The sequence below is a fragment of the Paenibacillus dendritiformis genome, assembly GCF_015845845.1.
GTDB lineage: Bacteria > Bacillota > Bacilli > Paenibacillales > Paenibacillaceae > Paenibacillus_B > Paenibacillus_B dendritiformis_C.
Window position 1 is genome coordinate 1 of sequence record NZ_LDIG01000203.1, and the last position, 17,503, is coordinate 17,503.

At 51.2% G+C, this 17,503-nt stretch carries 12 protein-coding genes, 11 tRNA genes and 2 rRNA genes; 5 read left to right on the forward strand and 20 right to left on the reverse strand.

Annotation, left to right across the window (positions count from 1 at the left end):
• The coding region (locus ABD76_RS20540) for a transposase (RefSeq protein ID WP_197256362.1) at positions 1-687 on the forward strand (687 nt) is incomplete at its 5' end.
• Positions 688-929: 242 nt separating this feature from the next.
• On the opposite strand, the gene ABD76_RS20545 is transcribed toward ABD76_RS20540, so the two are convergent.
• A complete protein-coding gene (locus tag ABD76_RS20545; protein ID WP_197259000.1) occupies positions 930-1,862 on the reverse strand; it encodes an Rpn family recombination-promoting nuclease/putative transposase in 933 nt (310 codons plus the stop codon).
• Between the two features lie 66 nt (positions 1,863-1,928).
• Between ABD76_RS20545 and ABD76_RS20550 the strand changes: the two genes are divergently transcribed.
• From ABD76_RS20550 to ABD76_RS20560, 3 genes are all read left to right on the forward strand, one after another.
• Positions 1,929-2,114, forward strand: coding sequence for a hypothetical protein (locus tag ABD76_RS20550; RefSeq protein WP_197259001.1), 186 nt, complete (start codon positions 1,929-1,931; stop codon positions 2,112-2,114).
• A 57-nt stretch (positions 2,115-2,171) separates the two neighbouring features.
• On the forward strand, positions 2,172-2,921 hold the full coding sequence (locus ABD76_RS20555) for a DUF3991 and TOPRIM domain-containing protein (RefSeq protein WP_197259002.1): 750 nt from the start codon (positions 2,172-2,174) through the stop codon (positions 2,919-2,921).
• A 458-nt stretch (positions 2,922-3,379) separates the two neighbouring features.
• Positions 3,380-4,240 carry a tyrosine-type recombinase/integrase gene (locus ABD76_RS20560; RefSeq protein ID WP_338125163.1) on the forward strand — a complete coding sequence of 287 codons (861 nt, stop codon included), beginning with the start codon at positions 3,380-3,382 and terminating at the stop codon, positions 4,238-4,240.
• Positions 4,241-4,295: 55 nt separating this feature from the next.
• Here ABD76_RS20560 and ABD76_RS20565 read toward each other — a convergent pair.
• The 5 genes from ABD76_RS20565 to ABD76_RS20585 all read right to left on the reverse strand — a co-directional run bounded on the left by ABD76_RS20565 (position 4,296) and on the right by ABD76_RS20585 (position 8,011).
• Positions 4,296-4,381, reverse strand: a tRNA-Leu gene (locus ABD76_RS20565).
• Positions 4,382-4,577: 196 nt separating this feature from the next.
• Positions 4,578-4,654 (reverse strand) — tRNA-Arg (locus ABD76_RS20570).
• Positions 4,655-4,660: 6 nt separating this feature from the next.
• Positions 4,661-4,735: transfer RNA gene (locus ABD76_RS20575), tRNA-Gly, on the reverse strand.
• A gap of 233 nt (positions 4,736-4,968) precedes the next feature.
• Positions 4,969-5,988: an asparaginase gene (locus ABD76_RS20580; protein ID WP_197259004.1), complete on the reverse strand. Its 1,020-nt coding sequence runs from the start codon at positions 5,986-5,988 to the stop codon at positions 4,969-4,971.
• 40 nt (positions 5,989-6,028) lie between these two features.
• A complete protein-coding gene (locus ABD76_RS20585) occupies positions 6,029-8,011 on the reverse strand; it encodes an alpha-amylase family protein (RefSeq protein ID WP_197259005.1) in 1,983 nt (660 codons plus the stop codon).
• 116 nt (positions 8,012-8,127) lie between these two features.
• On the opposite strand from ABD76_RS20585, the gene ABD76_RS20590 reads away from it, so the two are divergent.
• A complete protein-coding gene (locus ABD76_RS20590) occupies positions 8,128-9,000 on the forward strand; it encodes a helix-turn-helix domain-containing protein (RefSeq protein ID WP_197259006.1) in 873 nt (290 codons plus the stop codon).
• A 63-nt stretch (positions 9,001-9,063) separates the two neighbouring features.
• On the opposite strand, the gene ABD76_RS20595 is transcribed toward ABD76_RS20590, so the two are convergent.
• From ABD76_RS20595 to ABD76_RS20660, 14 genes are all read right to left on the reverse strand, one after another.
• Positions 9,064-10,344, reverse strand: coding sequence for an MFS transporter (locus ABD76_RS20595; RefSeq protein WP_197259007.1), 1,281 nt, complete (start codon positions 10,342-10,344; stop codon positions 9,064-9,066).
• Positions 10,345-10,398: 54 nt separating this feature from the next.
• A complete protein-coding gene (locus ABD76_RS20600; RefSeq protein WP_197259008.1) occupies positions 10,399-12,087 on the reverse strand; it encodes a ribulokinase in 1,689 nt (562 codons plus the stop codon).
• A gap of 16 nt (positions 12,088-12,103) precedes the next feature.
• On the reverse strand, positions 12,104-13,213 hold the full coding sequence (locus ABD76_RS20605; RefSeq protein ID WP_197259009.1) for an MDR/zinc-dependent alcohol dehydrogenase-like family protein: 1,110 nt from the start codon (positions 13,211-13,213) through the stop codon (positions 12,104-12,106).
• A 195-nt stretch (positions 13,214-13,408) separates the two neighbouring features.
• Complete coding sequence (locus tag ABD76_RS20610; RefSeq protein ID WP_197259010.1) at positions 13,409-14,527, reverse strand: ROK family transcriptional regulator; 1,119 nt, start codon at positions 14,525-14,527, stop codon at positions 13,409-13,411.
• A 244-nt stretch (positions 14,528-14,771) separates the two neighbouring features.
• Positions 14,772-14,847: transfer RNA gene (locus ABD76_RS20615), tRNA-Lys, on the reverse strand.
• Between the two features lie 3 nt (positions 14,848-14,850).
• A tRNA-Glu gene (locus ABD76_RS20620) sits at positions 14,851-14,925 on the reverse strand.
• A 17-nt stretch (positions 14,926-14,942) separates the two neighbouring features.
• Positions 14,943-15,019, reverse strand: a tRNA-Asp gene (locus tag ABD76_RS20625).
• A gap of 56 nt (positions 15,020-15,075) precedes the next feature.
• A tRNA-Met gene (locus ABD76_RS20630) sits at positions 15,076-15,149 on the reverse strand.
• Between the two features lie 6 nt (positions 15,150-15,155).
• Positions 15,156-15,231: transfer RNA gene (locus tag ABD76_RS20635), tRNA-Val, on the reverse strand.
• A gap of 12 nt (positions 15,232-15,243) precedes the next feature.
• Positions 15,244-15,318: transfer RNA gene (locus ABD76_RS20640), tRNA-Glu, on the reverse strand.
• Between the two features lie 4 nt (positions 15,319-15,322).
• Positions 15,323-15,414: transfer RNA gene (locus tag ABD76_RS20645), tRNA-Ser, on the reverse strand.
• A 3-nt stretch (positions 15,415-15,417) separates the two neighbouring features.
• Positions 15,418-15,493 (reverse strand) — tRNA-Asn (locus ABD76_RS20650).
• A 45-nt stretch (positions 15,494-15,538) separates the two neighbouring features.
• Positions 15,539-15,655: ribosomal RNA gene (gene rrf / locus ABD76_RS20655) — 5S ribosomal RNA — on the reverse strand.
• A 118-nt stretch (positions 15,656-15,773) separates the two neighbouring features.
• Positions 15,774-17,503 (reverse strand): 23S ribosomal RNA (locus ABD76_RS20660); the annotation flags it as partial.

Consider the following 17,503-nt stretch of genomic DNA (forward strand, 5'->3'; position numbering starts at 1 on the left):
GGCGAAACGATGCTGGATCTGCTGCCGGGTAGGAAACTGGAGGAATTGCGTGCCTATGCCCAGGCGCATCCCGACTTCCTTCGGCTGAATCCCAAAGCAGTGGTCATGGATTTGGCCCAGGCTTACCATACCTGGATCAGCGAGTGTTTCCCGAATGCGATTCGCATCGCAGATCGCTTTCATGTCCACGGTTATGTAATCGAAAGCGTGCAAGAAGTTCGAAAAACGGTTCAGCATACCTTATCGCCGCGAGCGCGAGCGTATTTGAAAGCGAACCATCGTTTGCTGAATCCTCCAGCGGAATCGCTGAGTGAAGAAAGCAGAAAACGACTGGAAACGCTACTGAATTATTCTTCGCTTCTGCGCAGCGTGTGGGAGTGGAAAGAAGCCTTCACAACTTGGTATGACCGCTCGCCCAGCTATGCTGTTGCCCGACTCGGATTTGAGCGTTGGTGCGAGCAAGGCGATCAGATCGACCATGCAACGGTACGCAGCACGCTGGGGACGATGCGAAATTGGAAAGAGGAAATCGTGAATTATCATCAATGTCGCTGGACAAACGCGACCGTAGAAGGCCGTCATAATCGCATTAAAGCGTTTCAACGTCGCCATTACTTTATGCGAAATCCCAATCGTTATAAAGCAGGTATTCTTATCGAATGCAACCGTCACCGGTTGATATGCTGATAGTCAAGCACTGATTTTGAGATTGAGCCCTAAATGAAACAAAAAATTAATGATGGAGACGAAATTATTTCCCGGAATTATTGAACAAACGGAGAACGATGGTTCAAGTAACACAGCGGCCGTCTAAGACTTTAATTTCAATCCTTAGTCTGCCGTTGTTTTTTATTCGATCAACCTAATCTTCTTGCCTGTTCAATAAAAAAATTAAGAACCGCCCATTGCGGACGGTCCATCAAATGAAATCAATGAGATTTTCCACGTAACTGGTCTATCTTATCGGGAGAAAAACCCGTAGCAGCAGCAATGACCGAGACTTCCAATCCCAGGTCAATCATGCGTTTAGCAACTTCTTCTTTAGCTTTTTGTTCGCCTCTTCGTTCAATATCATCCAGAACCTTTTCCAACCCCATAACGGATACATCTCCTTTCACGCTCTGGATAAATTCCTGTAAATGTGGTTCATTTTCGGGGAGTTTCTGTAGGAGGATGTTGGCCATCCACGCTACAAACTTCTGCTGACTATCTTCCGGCAATTGTTGAATCGTATGCATCAGCTTGCCGAGTCGTTCCAACAATTGTCCCTGATTTTCCGTTTGATCGAGTAAAAAGACAGAACCAATGGTATTGGATAAAGCGAGTAATTCTTCTTCAGTATAACGGGCCACATCAATGAGTAAATATTCAAAGTCCAGCAATTCCCGGCCAAACATCTCTTCATTGCCCAGCAGCTTCCGAAACTGGCGATGGGCTGTCCATCGTTGTTTCCCATTATACAACACAATCGGCACAATAGGAGGAAGCCGAAAAGATTTTCTATTGGCTCGGGCTTTTTTCTCGTCATTCAACAAGTATCGCCATATTTCCACCTGGTATAACAACAAACGATAAGGCATTTGGAAGTCCACTTTCGACTGCATTTCCAGCAGCAAATAAAACACGACTTCCTGCCCGTTCAACTGTACGCGATAAACCAAATCCGCTTCCTTGCGTTTGAAGTCTTGGAGTACGAACGAATGCGGAATTTCCTGGACACTGGTTTCATCTATGCTTTGTACCCATCCTTTATGAACAAAAGAACGAAGCAATTCCACAAACAGTTTCTTGCTGGAAAGCAGGAAGCGATACGAAGTATCGTGACGCGGGTGTATGGTCTCCTGGCGTTCATCGGAAATCAATTCGTATCCACTCCAAATTCTGTTCTTTCCTTTATTATATCGTTTACGCCAAAGGATAACAACGAAATGGAGGCGTTGAAAATGGCGCAAGGCTTACCCTTTACTAAAGATCAAATTGTCCAAGCCAATAGCAATGACCTGATCGAATTTGCCAAATCTCATGGCTACATCCTCGAAAACGGCGGTCGCCGCGCGCTTCATGCGAAGCAAAGCGGAGGCCTTTACTTTTTCCTGGACAGCAACAAGTACTAGCACTTTTCCACCGACACTAGTGGCGGTCCCATCGATTTCGTCATGCAATTCTGGCGTATGGACTTTAAAGAAGCAGTTTCGAATTTACTAGAAAGCACGATTCCACAGCACATCCCCTCTTCCGCTCCCAAAGAACGAGGGCAACTCCTTTTACCGACAAAAGCGCCCAATTATCGACGCGTGGCCTGGTATCTCATCCATGTTCGGGGCATTGAGCCGGAGATCGTGTCCCATCTGATGCATGAGAAAAAGCTGTACCAGCAAGATAAAACGGGAAATTGCGTTTTTGTTGCTTACGATAGGGACGAAACACCGAAATATTGTTCCTTACGGGGCAGTATGCCGCAGCGCCCGTTCAAGCAGGATCGGGAACATTCGGATAAGAGCTATCCCTTCCACATCACTGGTAGTAGCCAAAAAGTATATGTCTTTGAAAGCCCCATTGATGCTATGAGCCATGCTACGCTTGCAAAATTGAAAGGCCATGATTGGAAAGCCGACCATCGCATATCCCTTGGTTGCTTATCCGACCATGCCTTGGAACGATTTCTCCAGCACTTCAACATATATGAGATTGTCTTCTGCCTAGATAACGACCATAACGCAACGTTTCGTGATGGCAGCCCTGCTCCCAACTGGGGACAAGAGGCTGCCGTAAAATTTGCCCAAGAGTACAGCGTTCTAGGATACCAGACCTCGATTGAGAAACCGATCCGCAAGGACTTCAACGAGGACCTAACTGCAATACGCCAAGCAAAATATGAAGCGGAACTGGCGAAATGCTTCCCCTCCTTAACAATTTTATAATTCTGCTACTATCCAACCGTATTTTCAACGGAAATTCACAAAATAACTTTTGTAGACTTACAGCATCAACACAATAACTCTTCAACAATGATACTAGCGTTGCTCTTGCGTCATCGTAAGTGGAATATTTTAGTTTTCCTAAAACGGTACGAAGTATGTTCTCAGTTTTCTCCATAATACTTTCGATAATCGTCGGATCTAACAAATAAATTCCATTTGTTGCGTGAGCAGCATATTGTTCAACAAATTGTTTTGCGCAAATTAAGACAATATAAATTTCTGTATCTTCTGGAACGTTTCGATGATGTTGGACCCACTTATCATGAAAATAGGCTTGACGAGTATCATCCAATGGTATAGCACTTTCTGCGTTTTCAATATTACTTTTGATTTCAAATACCACCCAAGATAGATGAAAAAACAAGTGGATTTCTACGGGACTAAGCGTAAAAGGCAGGATAGCGCCTTACTTCAAAGAAAAAGAGATTTTGCTTAAAGAATTGCAACCGTTGCACATCCAGGAATTTTACCAACATGAATTAGAGGTGCGAGGCGTTACGGCGAATACGGTTATTCACTACCATGCCAATATCCGTAAAGCGCTTCAATATGCATTTAAAACCGATATGATTCCCTCAAATCCCGCGGATAAAGTGAAACGTCCGAAAAAAAATAAATTTGTCGGCAGTTTTTACGACAAAGAAGAGATGAACAAACTGTTCGAAGCGGTAAAGGGCGATCCCATTGAATTAGCCGTGCTACTGGCTGCATTCTACGGGCTGCGTCGAAGTGAAGTGGTGCGGTTAAAGTGGGATGCGATTGATTTCAAAAATAAAACCATTACCATTCAGCATACAGTAATTGAAGTATCCGTTGAAGGCAAATATGTTACCGTGGAGAAGGATCGGACCAAAAACAGATCAAGTCATCGTTCCCTCCCGCTAGTCGCAGCATTTGAAGAATTGCTATTGCAATTAAAGGAACAACAAGAACAAAATAGACGTTTGTATAAAAACTCTTACTGTACTGCTTACCTTGATTACATTTATCTGGACAAGCTAGGGAATCGAATCAAACCGGGATACATTACACAGCATTTTCCCATTGTGCTTGCAAGGCATAAATTGCGCCGGATTCGTTTTCATGATCTGCGACATAGTTGTGCCAGCCTTCTTCTGGCCAATGGAGTGGGCATGAAAGAAATTCAAGAATGGCTGGGGCATAGCGATTTCTCAACAACAGCAAATATCTATGCACATTTGGATGTCAGTACAAAAATCACTTCAGCCCATGCAATGAGCGAATGTTTACAGCTTTAAATAATAAAAAAGTTCCTTGGGTTAATATTTCCCAAAGAACATCGTAGTACTATTATGGTGCTGGTGAAGGGACTTGAACCCCCACTCCGTCGCCGGAAGCGGATTTTGAGTCCGCCGCGTCTGCCATTCCGCCACACCAGCATATTATAAATGTCTCCAACTCTTTCCTGGATATTTCCTGGATAAAGGAGAGAACTACAGGAGAGAACTATCAAACATTGTATCACAAAAACTCAGTTGTACCAAGGCTTAAGCGGATAATTCTTTGACTTATGCGCTCGATTTTGAGTCGCGCGCGTCTGCCATTCCGCCACACCGGCTTATGAAATTAATAATCTGGCGCGCCCTGAGAGATTCGAACTCCCGACCTTTTGATTCGTAGTCAAACGCTCTATCCGGCTGAGCTAAGGGCGCATATTCTGGAGCGGACAACGGGATTCGAACCCGCGACCCTCGCCTTGGCAAGGCGATACTCTACCACTGAGCTATGTCCGCGCATCGGCTGTGCAGCCTGTCCATTGTCATTCCATCGCTGGCCGTGAGAGCATGCTTCAAGAAGGACATTTATTAATATAACAGACCGCATATCGAAAATCAATTCTTTTTTGCTGAAAATCGATGTTTTTTTCTTAACTCTCCTATCATCAATATCCGGGCAGCAATGGAAAAAACCGCCTTGCCTTCAGGTTATCCCTTCGGACAAGACGGTATAGACTTATACTTTCTTCTTATTTTTTAACCCACTGCAATTTGAACTTCGCTTCTCGCATGCCGACGACCCGGCCATTGTCATTCTTCGTCTCCGGCGGACTGAGCTGCCGCAGACGCTCGATCGTCTCGGCGTTCGGATATTGAATCTCCTCCAAAATATGGGCCACGATGAGCGGCCATTGATCCTCGGAGCCGTCCATCACTTTGAAGGCGATCCCCATGCGCTCTTTCCGCAGGCCGAAGCAGTAGATTCCTTTGGCGCCGCCCTTGGCGACGATGTTGTCGTCCTGCAGAAGCGTCGGACAAATGAGCTGCGTGCCGGATACGTAGAACGGGTAGCGGTTCATCAATGCCGTCAAGCGGATGACGGCCGCTCGAACCGCCTCATCCGGAATCAGATCCGGGCAAGCCAGCCGCAAGTACAGCGTCGCAATATTGCGGATAGGCAGCGCATAGACCGGGAAGCCGCAGCCGTCCGTTCCCAGCCTGATCTTCTCGAGAGGCACATCCGAGAGTGCGGACATGAGAGACAGCACCTGCTGCTGAACCGGATGATCCGGCTCGGCATAGTTTTCGGTCGGCCAGCCCTTCATTTTGCAGAGCCCCAGCACCCCGAGATGCTTGCCCGAGCAATTGTGGTAGATGGAGCGCGCAGGCGCGCCATGAGCGATCAGCTCGTCGCGGGCCGCTCCGTTCAGCGGATACGTCGGCTTGCATACGAACTGCGACTCCGAGATGCCCGTCTTGCGCATGAACGATTCCAACGCTTCGACATGGAATTTTTGCGCCCGATGCGATGCCGTCATAAGCACGATTTCCTCGTCGCTTAACCCGTAATGCTCCGGCACTCCGGCCATGAGCGCAGGCAGCGCTTGAACCGGCTTCGACGACGAGCGCATGAAGCTGACATAATTCTCGTCCCCCACCGTGAACAGCGTCTCCCCCTGTTCGTTCACGCCAACCATATGGCCGGTATACGCGCATTCCAACCAATTGCCACGATATTCTTCTACTAACACTTTACCCAAGTCTACCACGTTGGTTCCTCCTCGTAACTCCGGGATGTCTGTCCTGCTGCTATTCATTATACTCTACGACGACCATTTGGTGGCATTCCAATTGCGGCACGGTAAATTGCACATCGCCCCCGGACGCCTTGAACCCGATATCCGTCATTTGCGGAGCGAGATAGACCCGCTTCACTTCCGCCACCGGCAGCCGAAGCTGCACCTCGACCTGTTGGAGCGGAATGATATCTTCAATGATTTCGACCCGTTCGCCGCGCTTCACCGGGGAAGCGTACAGCAAGTGATTAATATAGCGGCGCTCCGCTGCTTGGTGCTGGAGCGTCGTCACGCCCTGGGCGGGCAGCGTCGTCTTCAACGTAATTCGATCGCCGAGCAGGCGGCGAAGCGCGAACAGAACCATTTCCTTCAAAATGAGACTGCCCTTCGTCGCATAATCTTCAAACACGTTCCAGGCGATATAAATCCCTTGCGCGGATTCGACCATGCCCGGTCCGCCATCCTGCCCGGAACTCGGCGCATGCTGGTGAGAGCAGAAGCGGAATGCCTGACGGTTAAAGTACGGATCCTCTCTTCTTCCAAGCTCGATGCCGTCCGTCAGCTCGATTCGGCGCCCTTCCCCGTACATGATATACGCCGCTTCTCCGAGATTGGCCATTCCTTCGCAAAGCGGACGGAAATAATCCGGCCGGAACGGATTCGCCCCGATATCGGTAAAGCCGAGAGGCAGCATCTGCCGCGTCAATTCGGCATTCAGGCCGGAACGCCCGGACGCCAGCACTTTGCCCCCTGCGGCCAAGAACGCTTCCACCTTCGGCAGAATCGTATCCTTCATCACGATCGAGTCCGGGAGAATGAGCACCTTGTAGCGGCTCCAGTCGCTTTCGAGATCGACGATATCGAACAAAATTTTGCCTTCCAGCAGAATGCGGACCGCGCCCATATCGACTTTGCCGGAATACATGGCTCCGCTTTCCTGTTGCACGCCGGCGGCCTCTACCGTAAGCAGCGCGACATCGGCATGGTTGACGGCATTCACGCACCAGGCTTCCTTGGCCTCCACTTCCGCGTACGCCTTTCCGATCAGCTCATACGTCGCCCGATCCATTTGTCCCCCGGGGTGGAGCTGGTCTCCGATCGAGCAGCGGGCGCCGTTCGCCAAGCTCAGCGCGGTCTCATAGCGCAAGGCGTTCGGATGCTTGTAACCGCCGAATTCGCCCCAGAAGGTATGGAACTTCCCGGTCATGCCGAGGAAGTTGAACCCGGTTGGCTGCGCATAGCGGGCTGACAGCGGGAAGTGATCATACCCCCAGCCGCCGGTCGGCAGCGACTCCAGCTCAAGATGAGAGTTCATGCCCATCAGATCGCGGCGCCCTTGATGAATATGGCCCGCGTTATGGAAGACCGGCAAGCCCGGCTTAATCGCGTCGATCGCTTCCCGGATGCGCGCCGTGTAGTTCGCGTAAATGCGGCGGCCGTTCGCGATGACATCTTCCTTGTTATGCGGATCCAGACCATCCGCTTGCATTTGCTTCAGACAGGTCGTGCAATAGCACGTCCGCTCGCCTACAATATCGAGGAAAATGCCGTCGCCGTCATACTTGCGAACCACTTCCTGCACCTGCTCAATGACGAGATCAAGATATGGCGTATTCAGACAAAATTGATGATATCCCGGCTTCATGAAGGAGTCGACCCAGTTCATCCGGTCGGCATCGTCCCGCATCAGCCATTGCGGCTTCTCCCACGCGAGCTTCTCATCGAAGCCGACGGACAAATAAATCGGCACCTTGACGCCGATCTCATGCGCCGCTTCAATCTGGGCGCCCAGCAGGTCAAATTCAAGTCCCGGATGAATTTCATTCGTTTCCGAAGGGAAGTAGGCCCAGCCGTGATGGCATTTGGCGAACACGGTGATCGAGCCCACATGTCCCAGCTTCAGCATTTCTTGAAAATTCTCTTTAGAAAAATTTCTCCCGATATCAGAAATATGCTCCGACGTATGGAAATCGAGGTGAACCTGTCTGTAGCGCATAATATCCTCCTATACATGACATTTTCTTGAGATCATTGTATCATCTACGTAGGCGTACGTATTTAAGACAGGTTCCTATCATTTATACAAAATTCCGATCATGTGGGAGGAAAACAATGAAACCGCTCAGTGAGGTAAAGCCCCATATCCGCGCGGCGCATATGTACAACTATCGGGGGGCTCCCGAGGAGCAGCGGCGCAGAGGCTACAGCTATGCCTTCCATCTCTTCACGGAAGGCCACGGACATATGATTGTCAATGAACAGGTCTACCCCGTGGCGAGCGGAAGCCTGATTTTCGTTCGTCCGGGAGAAGGACATTATTTCGTGCCGGAGCCGGGGGAGACGATGGATGCCTGCAATATTTACTGCGACCTGTGGTGCGTGCCCGGTCCCAAGCAGCCGACCTTCGCTTATCAATGGGATGACTATGATCCCCGGTGGCTGACGGAACAAGCGCCCTGCCACGAATTGGATGCGCTGCCGACAAGCATGCCGCTCCGTCCTTACCCGCATCTGATCGAGCTGATCAAGCAAACGCTGGCTGCGTTCAACCGTTCCGGGAAATATACGGCCCAAGCGGTCTCCGCCTGCTTTTATTCGTGGATACTGCAGTGGCATGAAGCGGGCAGCCTGACCCAGACGGCGGATTACCGGATTACCCGGATATTGGAGCAGATGGAGGCCTGTCCGGAGCAGCGGTTCTCCGTCGACTACTGGTGCAGCGAGTGCGGACTGGAGAAATCGCAATTCTATCGGCTGTTCAAGCAGGAGACCGGCATGTCGCCCAAAGCGTACGCCCTGCAGGCCCGCATGAAAAAAGCGGCCGTCCTGTTGATGGAAAGCCGCCAATCGATTACGGACATCGCGCTTATGCTCGGGTACGATTCCATACATTATTTCTCCAACCAATTCTCCTCCGTCTACGGAGTCAGCCCGTCATCCTACCGGATGGGCAAAGGCTTTCAAAAGCCGGATCGCTGGTCATAAATGATCGAAGCAGCCCTTCGCCCGCAAGGCGAAGAGCTGCTTTTGTTGATGCCGGGCCCCAATCTAGGCGCTTACGATCTCGCTGTTTAGGTTCGGATCGGTTTTCGTTTTTTTCTCGTCCGGAAGCGTAACAAAGATCATCATAATGCCAGCCGCAACAAACAGGCCTGCAAAGAGCCATGTTAGTCCGGCGTAACCAAGACTTCCAATGAACAAGGCAACAAGAGCCGGACCTACGAAAGCGCTTAAACCCGCCCCCAAGTTCAAGATGGACATGGCCGCGCCTTTTTCCTCCTTCACGAGAGACGGCGCGATGGCCGACAATGGCACGAAGCCGGCGAGGCATCCTCCCCACAAAATCCCGATCACTTGCGTCAGCATGACATTGCCGGCTGCAAGCTGAGGAACATAAAACAGTAAGAGCGTAAAGAAGGCCGAACCTGCGCACCCGAACCACATGACCGTATTTCTCCAGCCGAACTTGTCGCCAACAATGCCGAATATCAGGTTGAACGCAATGTTGCCGATAAAAATCATCGCCCACAGATGGAGCCAGGACGAGATGCTGATTCCTTGGCTCTCCATGTAGAGGGGCATATAGACAGGGAAGCCGAATTGCGCTGCCGTATTAATAATCCGGACCAGGCCGACCAGCACGATTTTCGGTTCTTTTTTGACAACCGCCAAGCCCGTGACGATCTCCTTCAGCTTGCTTCCCCGCTGCTCCGCTTTGGCTCTGTCGATCTTGCCGCCGCGGTTAATGACGAGCGCGAACAGCGCCCCGAGCAATACCCATACGAGCGCGCTCCACAACGTGTTGATATGCCCCAAATGCTTTAGCGCCCAGGTGGAATAATACGCGCCGAGCACGTTCATGCCTCCGGTAAAGACGAACCAGAACCAGCCGACCGCCGTTCCCAGCTTTTTTTGCGGCGTCTGATAAGCGATCCACACGAGAAAGGAATAGGCAAACAGCGGATAACCGAGACCTTTGAACGCGTACGTCGGCAGCATCGTCGCAAAAGACAATTGGCTGATTCCGATTCCAATAAACCCGACGGAACCAAGAATATACAGAATTAAGCCGGTCAGCATCGCTTTTTTCGGCCCCATCGCATCCACGAATAAGCCGGACAGGAAAGAAGACAAGGCAATCGTAACCCCGTATACCGTAAATAAAATGCCTGATTGCTGTACCGTAAGCCCCTGCTCTACCAGATAAGGACTTAACCAGCCCTGCTCCAGCCCATCCCCCATCATAAAAATAAGAACGCCGAGATAGCCCCAAGCAAGGGATGCAGGAATGCCTACTTTATCCAGAAAATTCGACCCCTTCAAGTGCATCACTTCTTTCCTATTATCATTTTCTTATTGTCTTTGCTGCGGCTTATCCGATGTTCAAGGCTTGGCCGCATTTCCCCTCATGACTTCCAATTTAATCGCTTTCAATCTTTTGATTGGACTGTTATCATTCCGGCCGAAGTAATCGTGCAGTTGAACATACTGGGCATAGAGCTGATCATAAATGTCCCGATGCTCGCCATTCGGCTCATACGTCTTGCTGATGCCTCCGCCCATCGCTTGTCCGGCCTGTTGGATCGAATCATAGCCTCCGTATTGGCTGCCGGCCGCCACCGCTCCCAGCATCGCCGCTCCCATCGCCGTTCCCTGTTGGGTCGCCGCGACATGAATCGGCATGCCGATAATATCCGCGAAGGTCTGCATAACGAACGGGCTTTTTTCCGCAATGCCGCCCGTCGCCACGATTTTCCGTATCGGAACCCCATGCTGCACGAAGTTCTCGATAATCATGCGTTTGCCAAAAGCGACGGCTTCGACAAGCGCCTTGTACATTTCCTCCGCCGTCGTGGCGGTCGTCATTCCGAACATGGAGCCTGTCAAATCGGCATCGACCAAGACGGAGCGATTCCCGTTCCACCAATCGAGAGCGAGCAAGCCGCTGGCTCCCGGCTTGATTTGCGCCGCTTTCTCATTCAGAAGCTCCAGCACTTTTTTGTTCGCCGCTCTGGCTTCTAATTCCACTCGCTCCGGGACGCAATGTTTGGCGAACCAGGAGAAATGATCGCCCAGGCAGGACTGCCCGGCTTCATAGCCGTAGTATCCCGGCAAAATGCCGTCTTCACAAAGTCCGCTGATGCCTGGCACCTTCACCGCCGTCTCGCTGACCAACATATCGCAGCCGGATGTCCCCATTACCATCAGCAAAATATCGGGAGTCGTGATCCCGCAGCCGATGACGGCGGAATGAGCGTCGCCTATCCCCACGGCCACGGCAGTGCCTGGCGCCAAGCCGGTCCATGCGGCGCTCTCTTCGGTGATGGCCCCTGCCTTGGCGCCAACCGGGTAGATGGTTCTCGACATTTTGTCGTCAATGACATGCTCCAGTCTTGGATCCAGTGCTTTGAAAAACTCATTCGAAGGATAGCCATGCTGCTTATGCCATATCGCCTTATAGCCTGCCGTGCAGCTGTTACGTTTTTCTTCGCCCGTAAGCTGGAGCGTGATCCAATCGGCCAGCTCCATAAATCGATCGGCGGCTTCGTAAATTTCAGGCGCTTCATTTATGATTTGCCATATTTTCGGGAACATCCACTCCGATGATATTTTGCCGCCATAATAGTCTAGAAAGGATTCCCCCCGCGATTCGGCAATCGCATTCAGCCTGTTCGCCTCCTCCGCAGCCGCATGATGCTTCCACAGCTTCACATAAGCATGCGGATGGCTCTTATAGGCATCCAGCACGCATAGAGGCGTTCCATCGGATTTTACAGGCAGCATCGTACATTCCGTAAAATCGGTTCCTACCCCGATAATCTGCTGCGGGTCGACGCCAGTCGTTGTCATAATCTCCGCCAGCGTTGTGGAAGCGCACTCGATATAGTCCAGCGGATGCTGCAGCGCCCAATCCGGTCCCAGCCTCGTTACGCCGTCAGGCAAGGTTTGCTCCATCACGCCATGAGGATACTCCATCTCGGCAACGGCCCGAATCTCTCCCGTGGCCGCATTGACGAGTATGGTGCGGGCGCTCAACGTGCCGAAATCGATTCCTACCACATATTTTTCCATCTTTGCTCACCCTTTGTTAAAACGTGATTGCCACCTTAAAATCGCCGTGTTTGCCAGACGCATATTCGAACGCTTCCTCCCATTGCTCGATCGGGAACTTGCGGGTAACGATGCCGTTCGTTTTCAGATTTCCGTTTGCCATATTTTCAATGACGAACGGGAAGCAATATGGACTTAAATGAGCTCCCAAGACGTCCAATTCTTTGCGGTCGCCAATGATGGACCAATCGACGGTAGTCGGCTCGCCGAACACGCTGAACTCCACGAAGCGGCCAAGCTTTCTGATCATGCTCAATCCTTGCGTCACGCTCGAAGGGTGCCCTGTCGCCTCGATATAAATATCGCATCCGTAGCCGTCCGTCATATCAAGAATGGCTTGGATAACATCCGTTTCTTTCGGATTCAAGACGATATCGGCGCCAAACTCCTTCGCTTTTTCGAGGCGATTTTCAATCAAGTCCAGCACAATCAGTTTTTTCGGGTTTTTCATGCGCGCATACGTAACCATTCCTAGCCCAAGCGGACCTGCTCCGGAAATGACAACGATATCCTCGCACCCGATTTGCGCCCGATCGACCGCATGCTTCGAGCAGGCATAAGGCTCAATCAATAAGGCAGACGCCAGTTCCATGTCGGCAGGCACCTTGTGAACGACGGCCGTCTTCGGATAGCGGACATATTCAGCCATTCCGCCGTTGTTCGTCCCCTGGAATCCGAAAATATTATGGGGCTGGCACATCCAATAGTTGCCTTGCTTGCAAAATCTGCATTCCCGGCATGGCACAATCTGATCCGCCGTGACCCGATCGCCTACGGCGAAATCGGTTACATTTTCTCCGACTTCGACGATCGTCCCCAGAAATTCATGACCGGGAATAAAGGGAGGCTTAACCCACTCCGGCTGTGTCTCATCGCCCCAGAACATGGCTGCTCCATGCAGACATTTCAAATCCCCTGCACAAATGCCGCATGCCTCGGTTTTAATGATGATATCGTCTGGCCCGCATCCGGGCGTAGGGTAGTTCGCTTCAAAGCGATAATCATGTTTCCCATACGCTACAAGCGCTTTCATCGTTGCCGGCACCTTTCTCTCCGCGGCTTCCAAGCTAGAGGACAGTTGATTCATTGATGCATCCACCCTTCGATAATAAATAACTTTTATTAAAGTGTTTTAAAAAACTACTTAACGTAAGAATAGCCCCTCTGGGCTGCCTTGTCAATATGCAAAAAGACGCAGCGCAAAAAACGCATGGAGCCGGCGGAAGGTACGAAGGATTCCTCCAGCCTCATCCCATGCGTTAAGATGCAAGCTTCGTTTACTTTAAATTTGATGGATAAACTGATCGATAAACGGCAGAGCCGCCCCGGCCGCGATCGCTTCGGTCTTATAGTTGCAGATGCGAAGAAAGTCAGCATGATCCTCAAACGTATTTCTGGCGGCCACCAGCTTTTTCAATGTCTCGATATGATCCTCCATGTACGCGCCGACATAACCCCCAAGGATAATATCGCAGTCAAACAGCATGCGAATATTATTAATGGCGATCGCCAGATGCCACAAATATTTTTCCCACAATTTCAGCTTTTCCGGGTCCCCTTGTGCAACCTGTTCAAAAAATTGAGCCAAACTGCCATCCGCCGCATCGGACAATAAAGAGGCGGAACAGTAAGCCTCCAGACAGCCTTTTTGCCCGCAATAACAAGGCAGTCCGTCCGGAATAATCGTAATATGGCCGATTTCGCCGCTCTTCTGATTTTCTCCCGCGAACACTTTATCGCCGATATAGACAGCGCCACCGATATTGTTGCTCAACGAAATATAGAACGCATTTTTCGTGTCCGGCGTCGCCCATATTTCCGAAAAGCCCGCCGCGTTCGCATCGTTCATCAGGATGGCCGGATAGGGAATATACTTGGCGAACCGCTCCAGCGTCTCTCCGGTGAAATTAAGAATTTTTCCATAGAAAACGGTCTGGCGGTCTTCCGTGATCAAGCCGGGAACACCGATGCCGACGCCCAATATTTTGGACTCGTCAATATTCAATTCCCTGACTATCTCTTGAATGATCTCCCCCAATAGCCGAAAATACGGGTCTGAAGCCTCAAATTTCTGCCTTCTTCGATTGATATTGATAATATCTCCATTTAAGTCGACGACCACGGTGGTGATATGATTTCTCGTAATGTCCAAGCCAATAGCCACTTTGGCATCGCTTATATAGGAAAAGAGTTGCGCGTTCCGTCCCCCGGTATTGCCGATGGTTCCGGTATTCGCAATCAGCTTTTGTTTCAGCAAATAATTCAAGTTTTGCGTAACGGTCGGCAGACTGATCTGCAAATGATGCACAATCTCTTGCTTCGATAAATGCTGTTTTTGCCGCAGCAGCTTATAAATTCGATTTCGGTTGAATTCTTTAATGTTTACGGTTTTTTCCTCCATGCCACGATCCCACCTTATTCAAACCCTTTTATAAAAGCAGTTAAATAGCAATTTCCAATTAATCATAATGCCTTTATCCAAAAACATCAATAGGGGGAGGCGAGCGGATATGGATCCGGAATAAGCAACGGCAATAAGGGGGATTATAGCTGCAGAAGGTCGGGCGCTTGCATGACATCACGCATGACATCGGGCCAAATACCAAAAAAGCCTGCGCCGAAGCGCAGACTTGTTGAATGCATGCTGGTGAGCCATGAAGGACTCGAACCTTCGACACCCTGATTAAAAGTCAGGTGCTCTACCAACTGAGCTAATGGCTCGCATGGTGACCCGTACGGGATTCGAACCCGTGTTACCGCCGTGAAAGGGCGGTGTCTTAACCGCTTGACCAACGGGCCCCAGCATTGGATAAGGATGGCGGAGCTGACGGGATTCGAACCCGCGTTCTCCTGCGTGACAGGCAGGCATGTTAGGCCTCTACACCACAGCTCCATGAACTATTCATTTTCCGCATCGAAGTTATGTATCAACGCGCGATGGAAAAAGTATTGCGGGGACAGGATTTGAACCTGCGACCTTCGGGTTATGAGCCCGACGAGCTACCGAACTGCTCCACCCCGCGATAATATGGTGGACACTAACGGGTTCGAACCGCTGACCCCCACCCTGTCAAGATGGTGCTCTCCCAACTGAGCTAAGTGTCCATATCAATGAAATGGTGACCCGTACGGGATTCGAACCCGTGTTACCGCCGTGAAAGGGCGGTGTCTTAACCGCTTGACCAACGGGCCACGCTGGCGGAGAGAGAGGGATTTGAACCCTCGAGACGCTTGTGACGCCTACACGATTTCCAATCGTGCTCCTTCGGCCAGCTCGGACATCTCTCCGTATGGCTCCCCGAACAGGACTCGAACCTGTGACAACTCGGTTAACAGCCGAGTGCTCTACCGACTGAGCTATCGGGGAATGTTACGATCTCACGGTTCACCGGAGACCATAGGTACAGCCTCTGCTTGGCAGCGTCCTACTCTCCCGGGACCCTGCGGTCCAAGTACCATCGGCGCTGGAGGGCTTAACGGTCGTGTTCGGGATGGGTACGCGTGGAACCCCTCCGCCATCGCCACCAAACAGATAAGGTATTGTACCTTAAAAACTGAATGCGAAAGCAAAGAATCATAATCACCCGGGGTCCCCGAAAAGTAATCGGTGTTGCTGCAACGCTTCACGTCACTTTTTGGGGTGAATTTAGGATAAGCCCTCGACCGATTAGTATTGGTCAGCTCCATGCATTGCTGCACTTCCACCTCCAACCTATCTACCTCGTCGTCTTCAAGGGGTCTTACCAATGTGGGAAATCTCATCTTGAGGGGGGCTTCACGCTTAGATGCTTTCAGCGCTTATCCCTTCCGTACTTGGCTACCCAGCTATGCCTCTGGCGAAACAACTGGTACACCAGCGGTACGTCCATCCCGGTCCTCTCGTACTAAGGACAGCTCCTCTCAAATTTCCTACGCCCGCGACAGATAGGGACCGAACTGTCTCACGACGTTCTGAACCCAGCTCGCGTACCGCTTTAATGGGCGAACAGCCCAACCCTTGGGACCTACTTCAGCCCCAGGATGCGATGAGCCGACATCGAGGTGCCAAACCTCCCCGTCGATGTGGACTCTTGGGGGAGATAAGCCTGTTATCCCCAGGGTAGCTTTTATCCGTTGAGCGATGGCCCTTCCATGCGGTACCACCGGATCACTAAGCCCGACTTTCGTCCCTGCTCGACTTGTAGGTCTCGCAGTCAAGCTCCCTTCTGCCTTTGCACTCTTCGAATGATTTCCAACCATTCTGAGGGAACCTTGGGGCGCCTCCGTTACTCTTTAGGAGGCGACCGCCCCAGTCAAACTGCCCGCCTGACACTGTCCCCGAACCGGTTTCACGGTCCCTGGTTAGAACTCCGATACGATCAGGGTGGTATCCCAACGGCGCCTCCACCGAAGCTGGCGCTCCGGCTTCCCAGGCTCCCACCTATCCTGTACAGACCGTACCAAAGTCCAATATCAAGCTGCAGTAAAGCTCCATGGGGTCTTTCCGTCTTGTCGCGGGTAACCTGCATCTTCACAGGTATTAAAATTTCACCGGATCTCTCGTTGAGACAGCGCCCAAGTCGTTACGCCATTCGTGCGGGTCAGAATTTACCTGACAAGGAATTTCGCTACCTTAGGACCGTTATAGTTACGGCCGCCGTTTACTGGGGCTTCGGTTCATAGCTTCGCCTTACGGCTAACCACTCCCCTTAACCTTCCAGCACCGGGCAGGCGTCAGCCCGTATACTTCGCCTTACGGCTTCGCACAGACCTGTGTTTTTGCTAAACAGTCGCTCGGGCCTATTCACTGCGGCCCCCTCGGGCTATTCACCCTACCGGGGCACCCCTTCTCCCAAAGTTACGGGGTCATTTTGCCGAGTTCCTTAACGAGAGTTCTTCCGCGCGCCTTAGAATTCTCTTCTCGCCTACCTGTGTCGGTTTGCGGTACGGGCACCTTTACCTGGCTAGAGGCTTTTCTTGGCAGCATGAAATCAAGACCTTCGGTACTGTAATTTTCCCTCCCCGTCACAGCCCAGCCTTACGGTCAGCGGATTTGCCTACTGACCAGCCTCACTGCTTGGACGAGCATCCATCTGCTCGCGTCCCTATCCTTCTGCGTCCCCCCATTGCTCATAACGGCTACGGTGGTACAGGAATTTCAACCTGTTGTCCTTCGACTACGCCTTTCGGCCTCGCCTTAGGTCCCGACTTACCCTGGGCGGACGAGCCTTCCCCAGGAACCCTTAGGCTTTCGGCGGACTGGATTCTCACCAGTCTTTTCGTTACTCATACCGGCATTCTCACTTGTGTACAGTCCAGCAGTCCTTCCGGTCTGCCTTCCACCCGGTACACAACGCTCCCCTACCACTGCATCGACTTCACTCCAGCTTCGAAGTAT

Bases quoted from the DNA above. Each gene is read 5' to 3' on its own strand.
- ABD76_RS20550 (WP_197259001.1), top strand. From the start codon at position 1,929: ATGGAGGCGTTGAAAATGGCGCAAGGCTTACCCTTTACTAAAGATCAA.
- ABD76_RS20555 (WP_197259002.1), top strand. From the start codon at position 2,172: ATGGACTTTAAAGAAGCAGTTTCGAATTTACTAGAAAGCACGATTCCA.
- ABD76_RS20585 (WP_197259005.1), bottom strand. From the start codon at position 8,011: ATGCGCTACAGACAGGTTCACCTCGATTTCCATACGTCGGAGCATATT.
- ABD76_RS20590 (WP_197259006.1), top strand. From the start codon at position 8,128: ATGAAACCGCTCAGTGAGGTAAAGCCCCATATCCGCGCGGCGCATATG.
- ABD76_RS20595 (WP_197259007.1), bottom strand. From the start codon at position 10,344: ATGCACTTGAAGGGGTCGAATTTTCTGGATAAAGTAGGCATTCCTGCA.
- ABD76_RS20600 (WP_197259008.1), bottom strand. From the start codon at position 12,087: ATGGAAAAATATGTGGTAGGAATCGATTTCGGCACGTTGAGCGCCCGC.
- ABD76_RS20605 (WP_197259009.1), bottom strand. From the start codon at position 13,213: ATGAATCAACTGTCCTCTAGCTTGGAAGCCGCGGAGAGAAAGGTGCCG.
- ABD76_RS20610 (WP_197259010.1), bottom strand. From the start codon at position 14,527: ATGGAGGAAAAAACCGTAAACATTAAAGAATTCAACCGAAATCGAATT.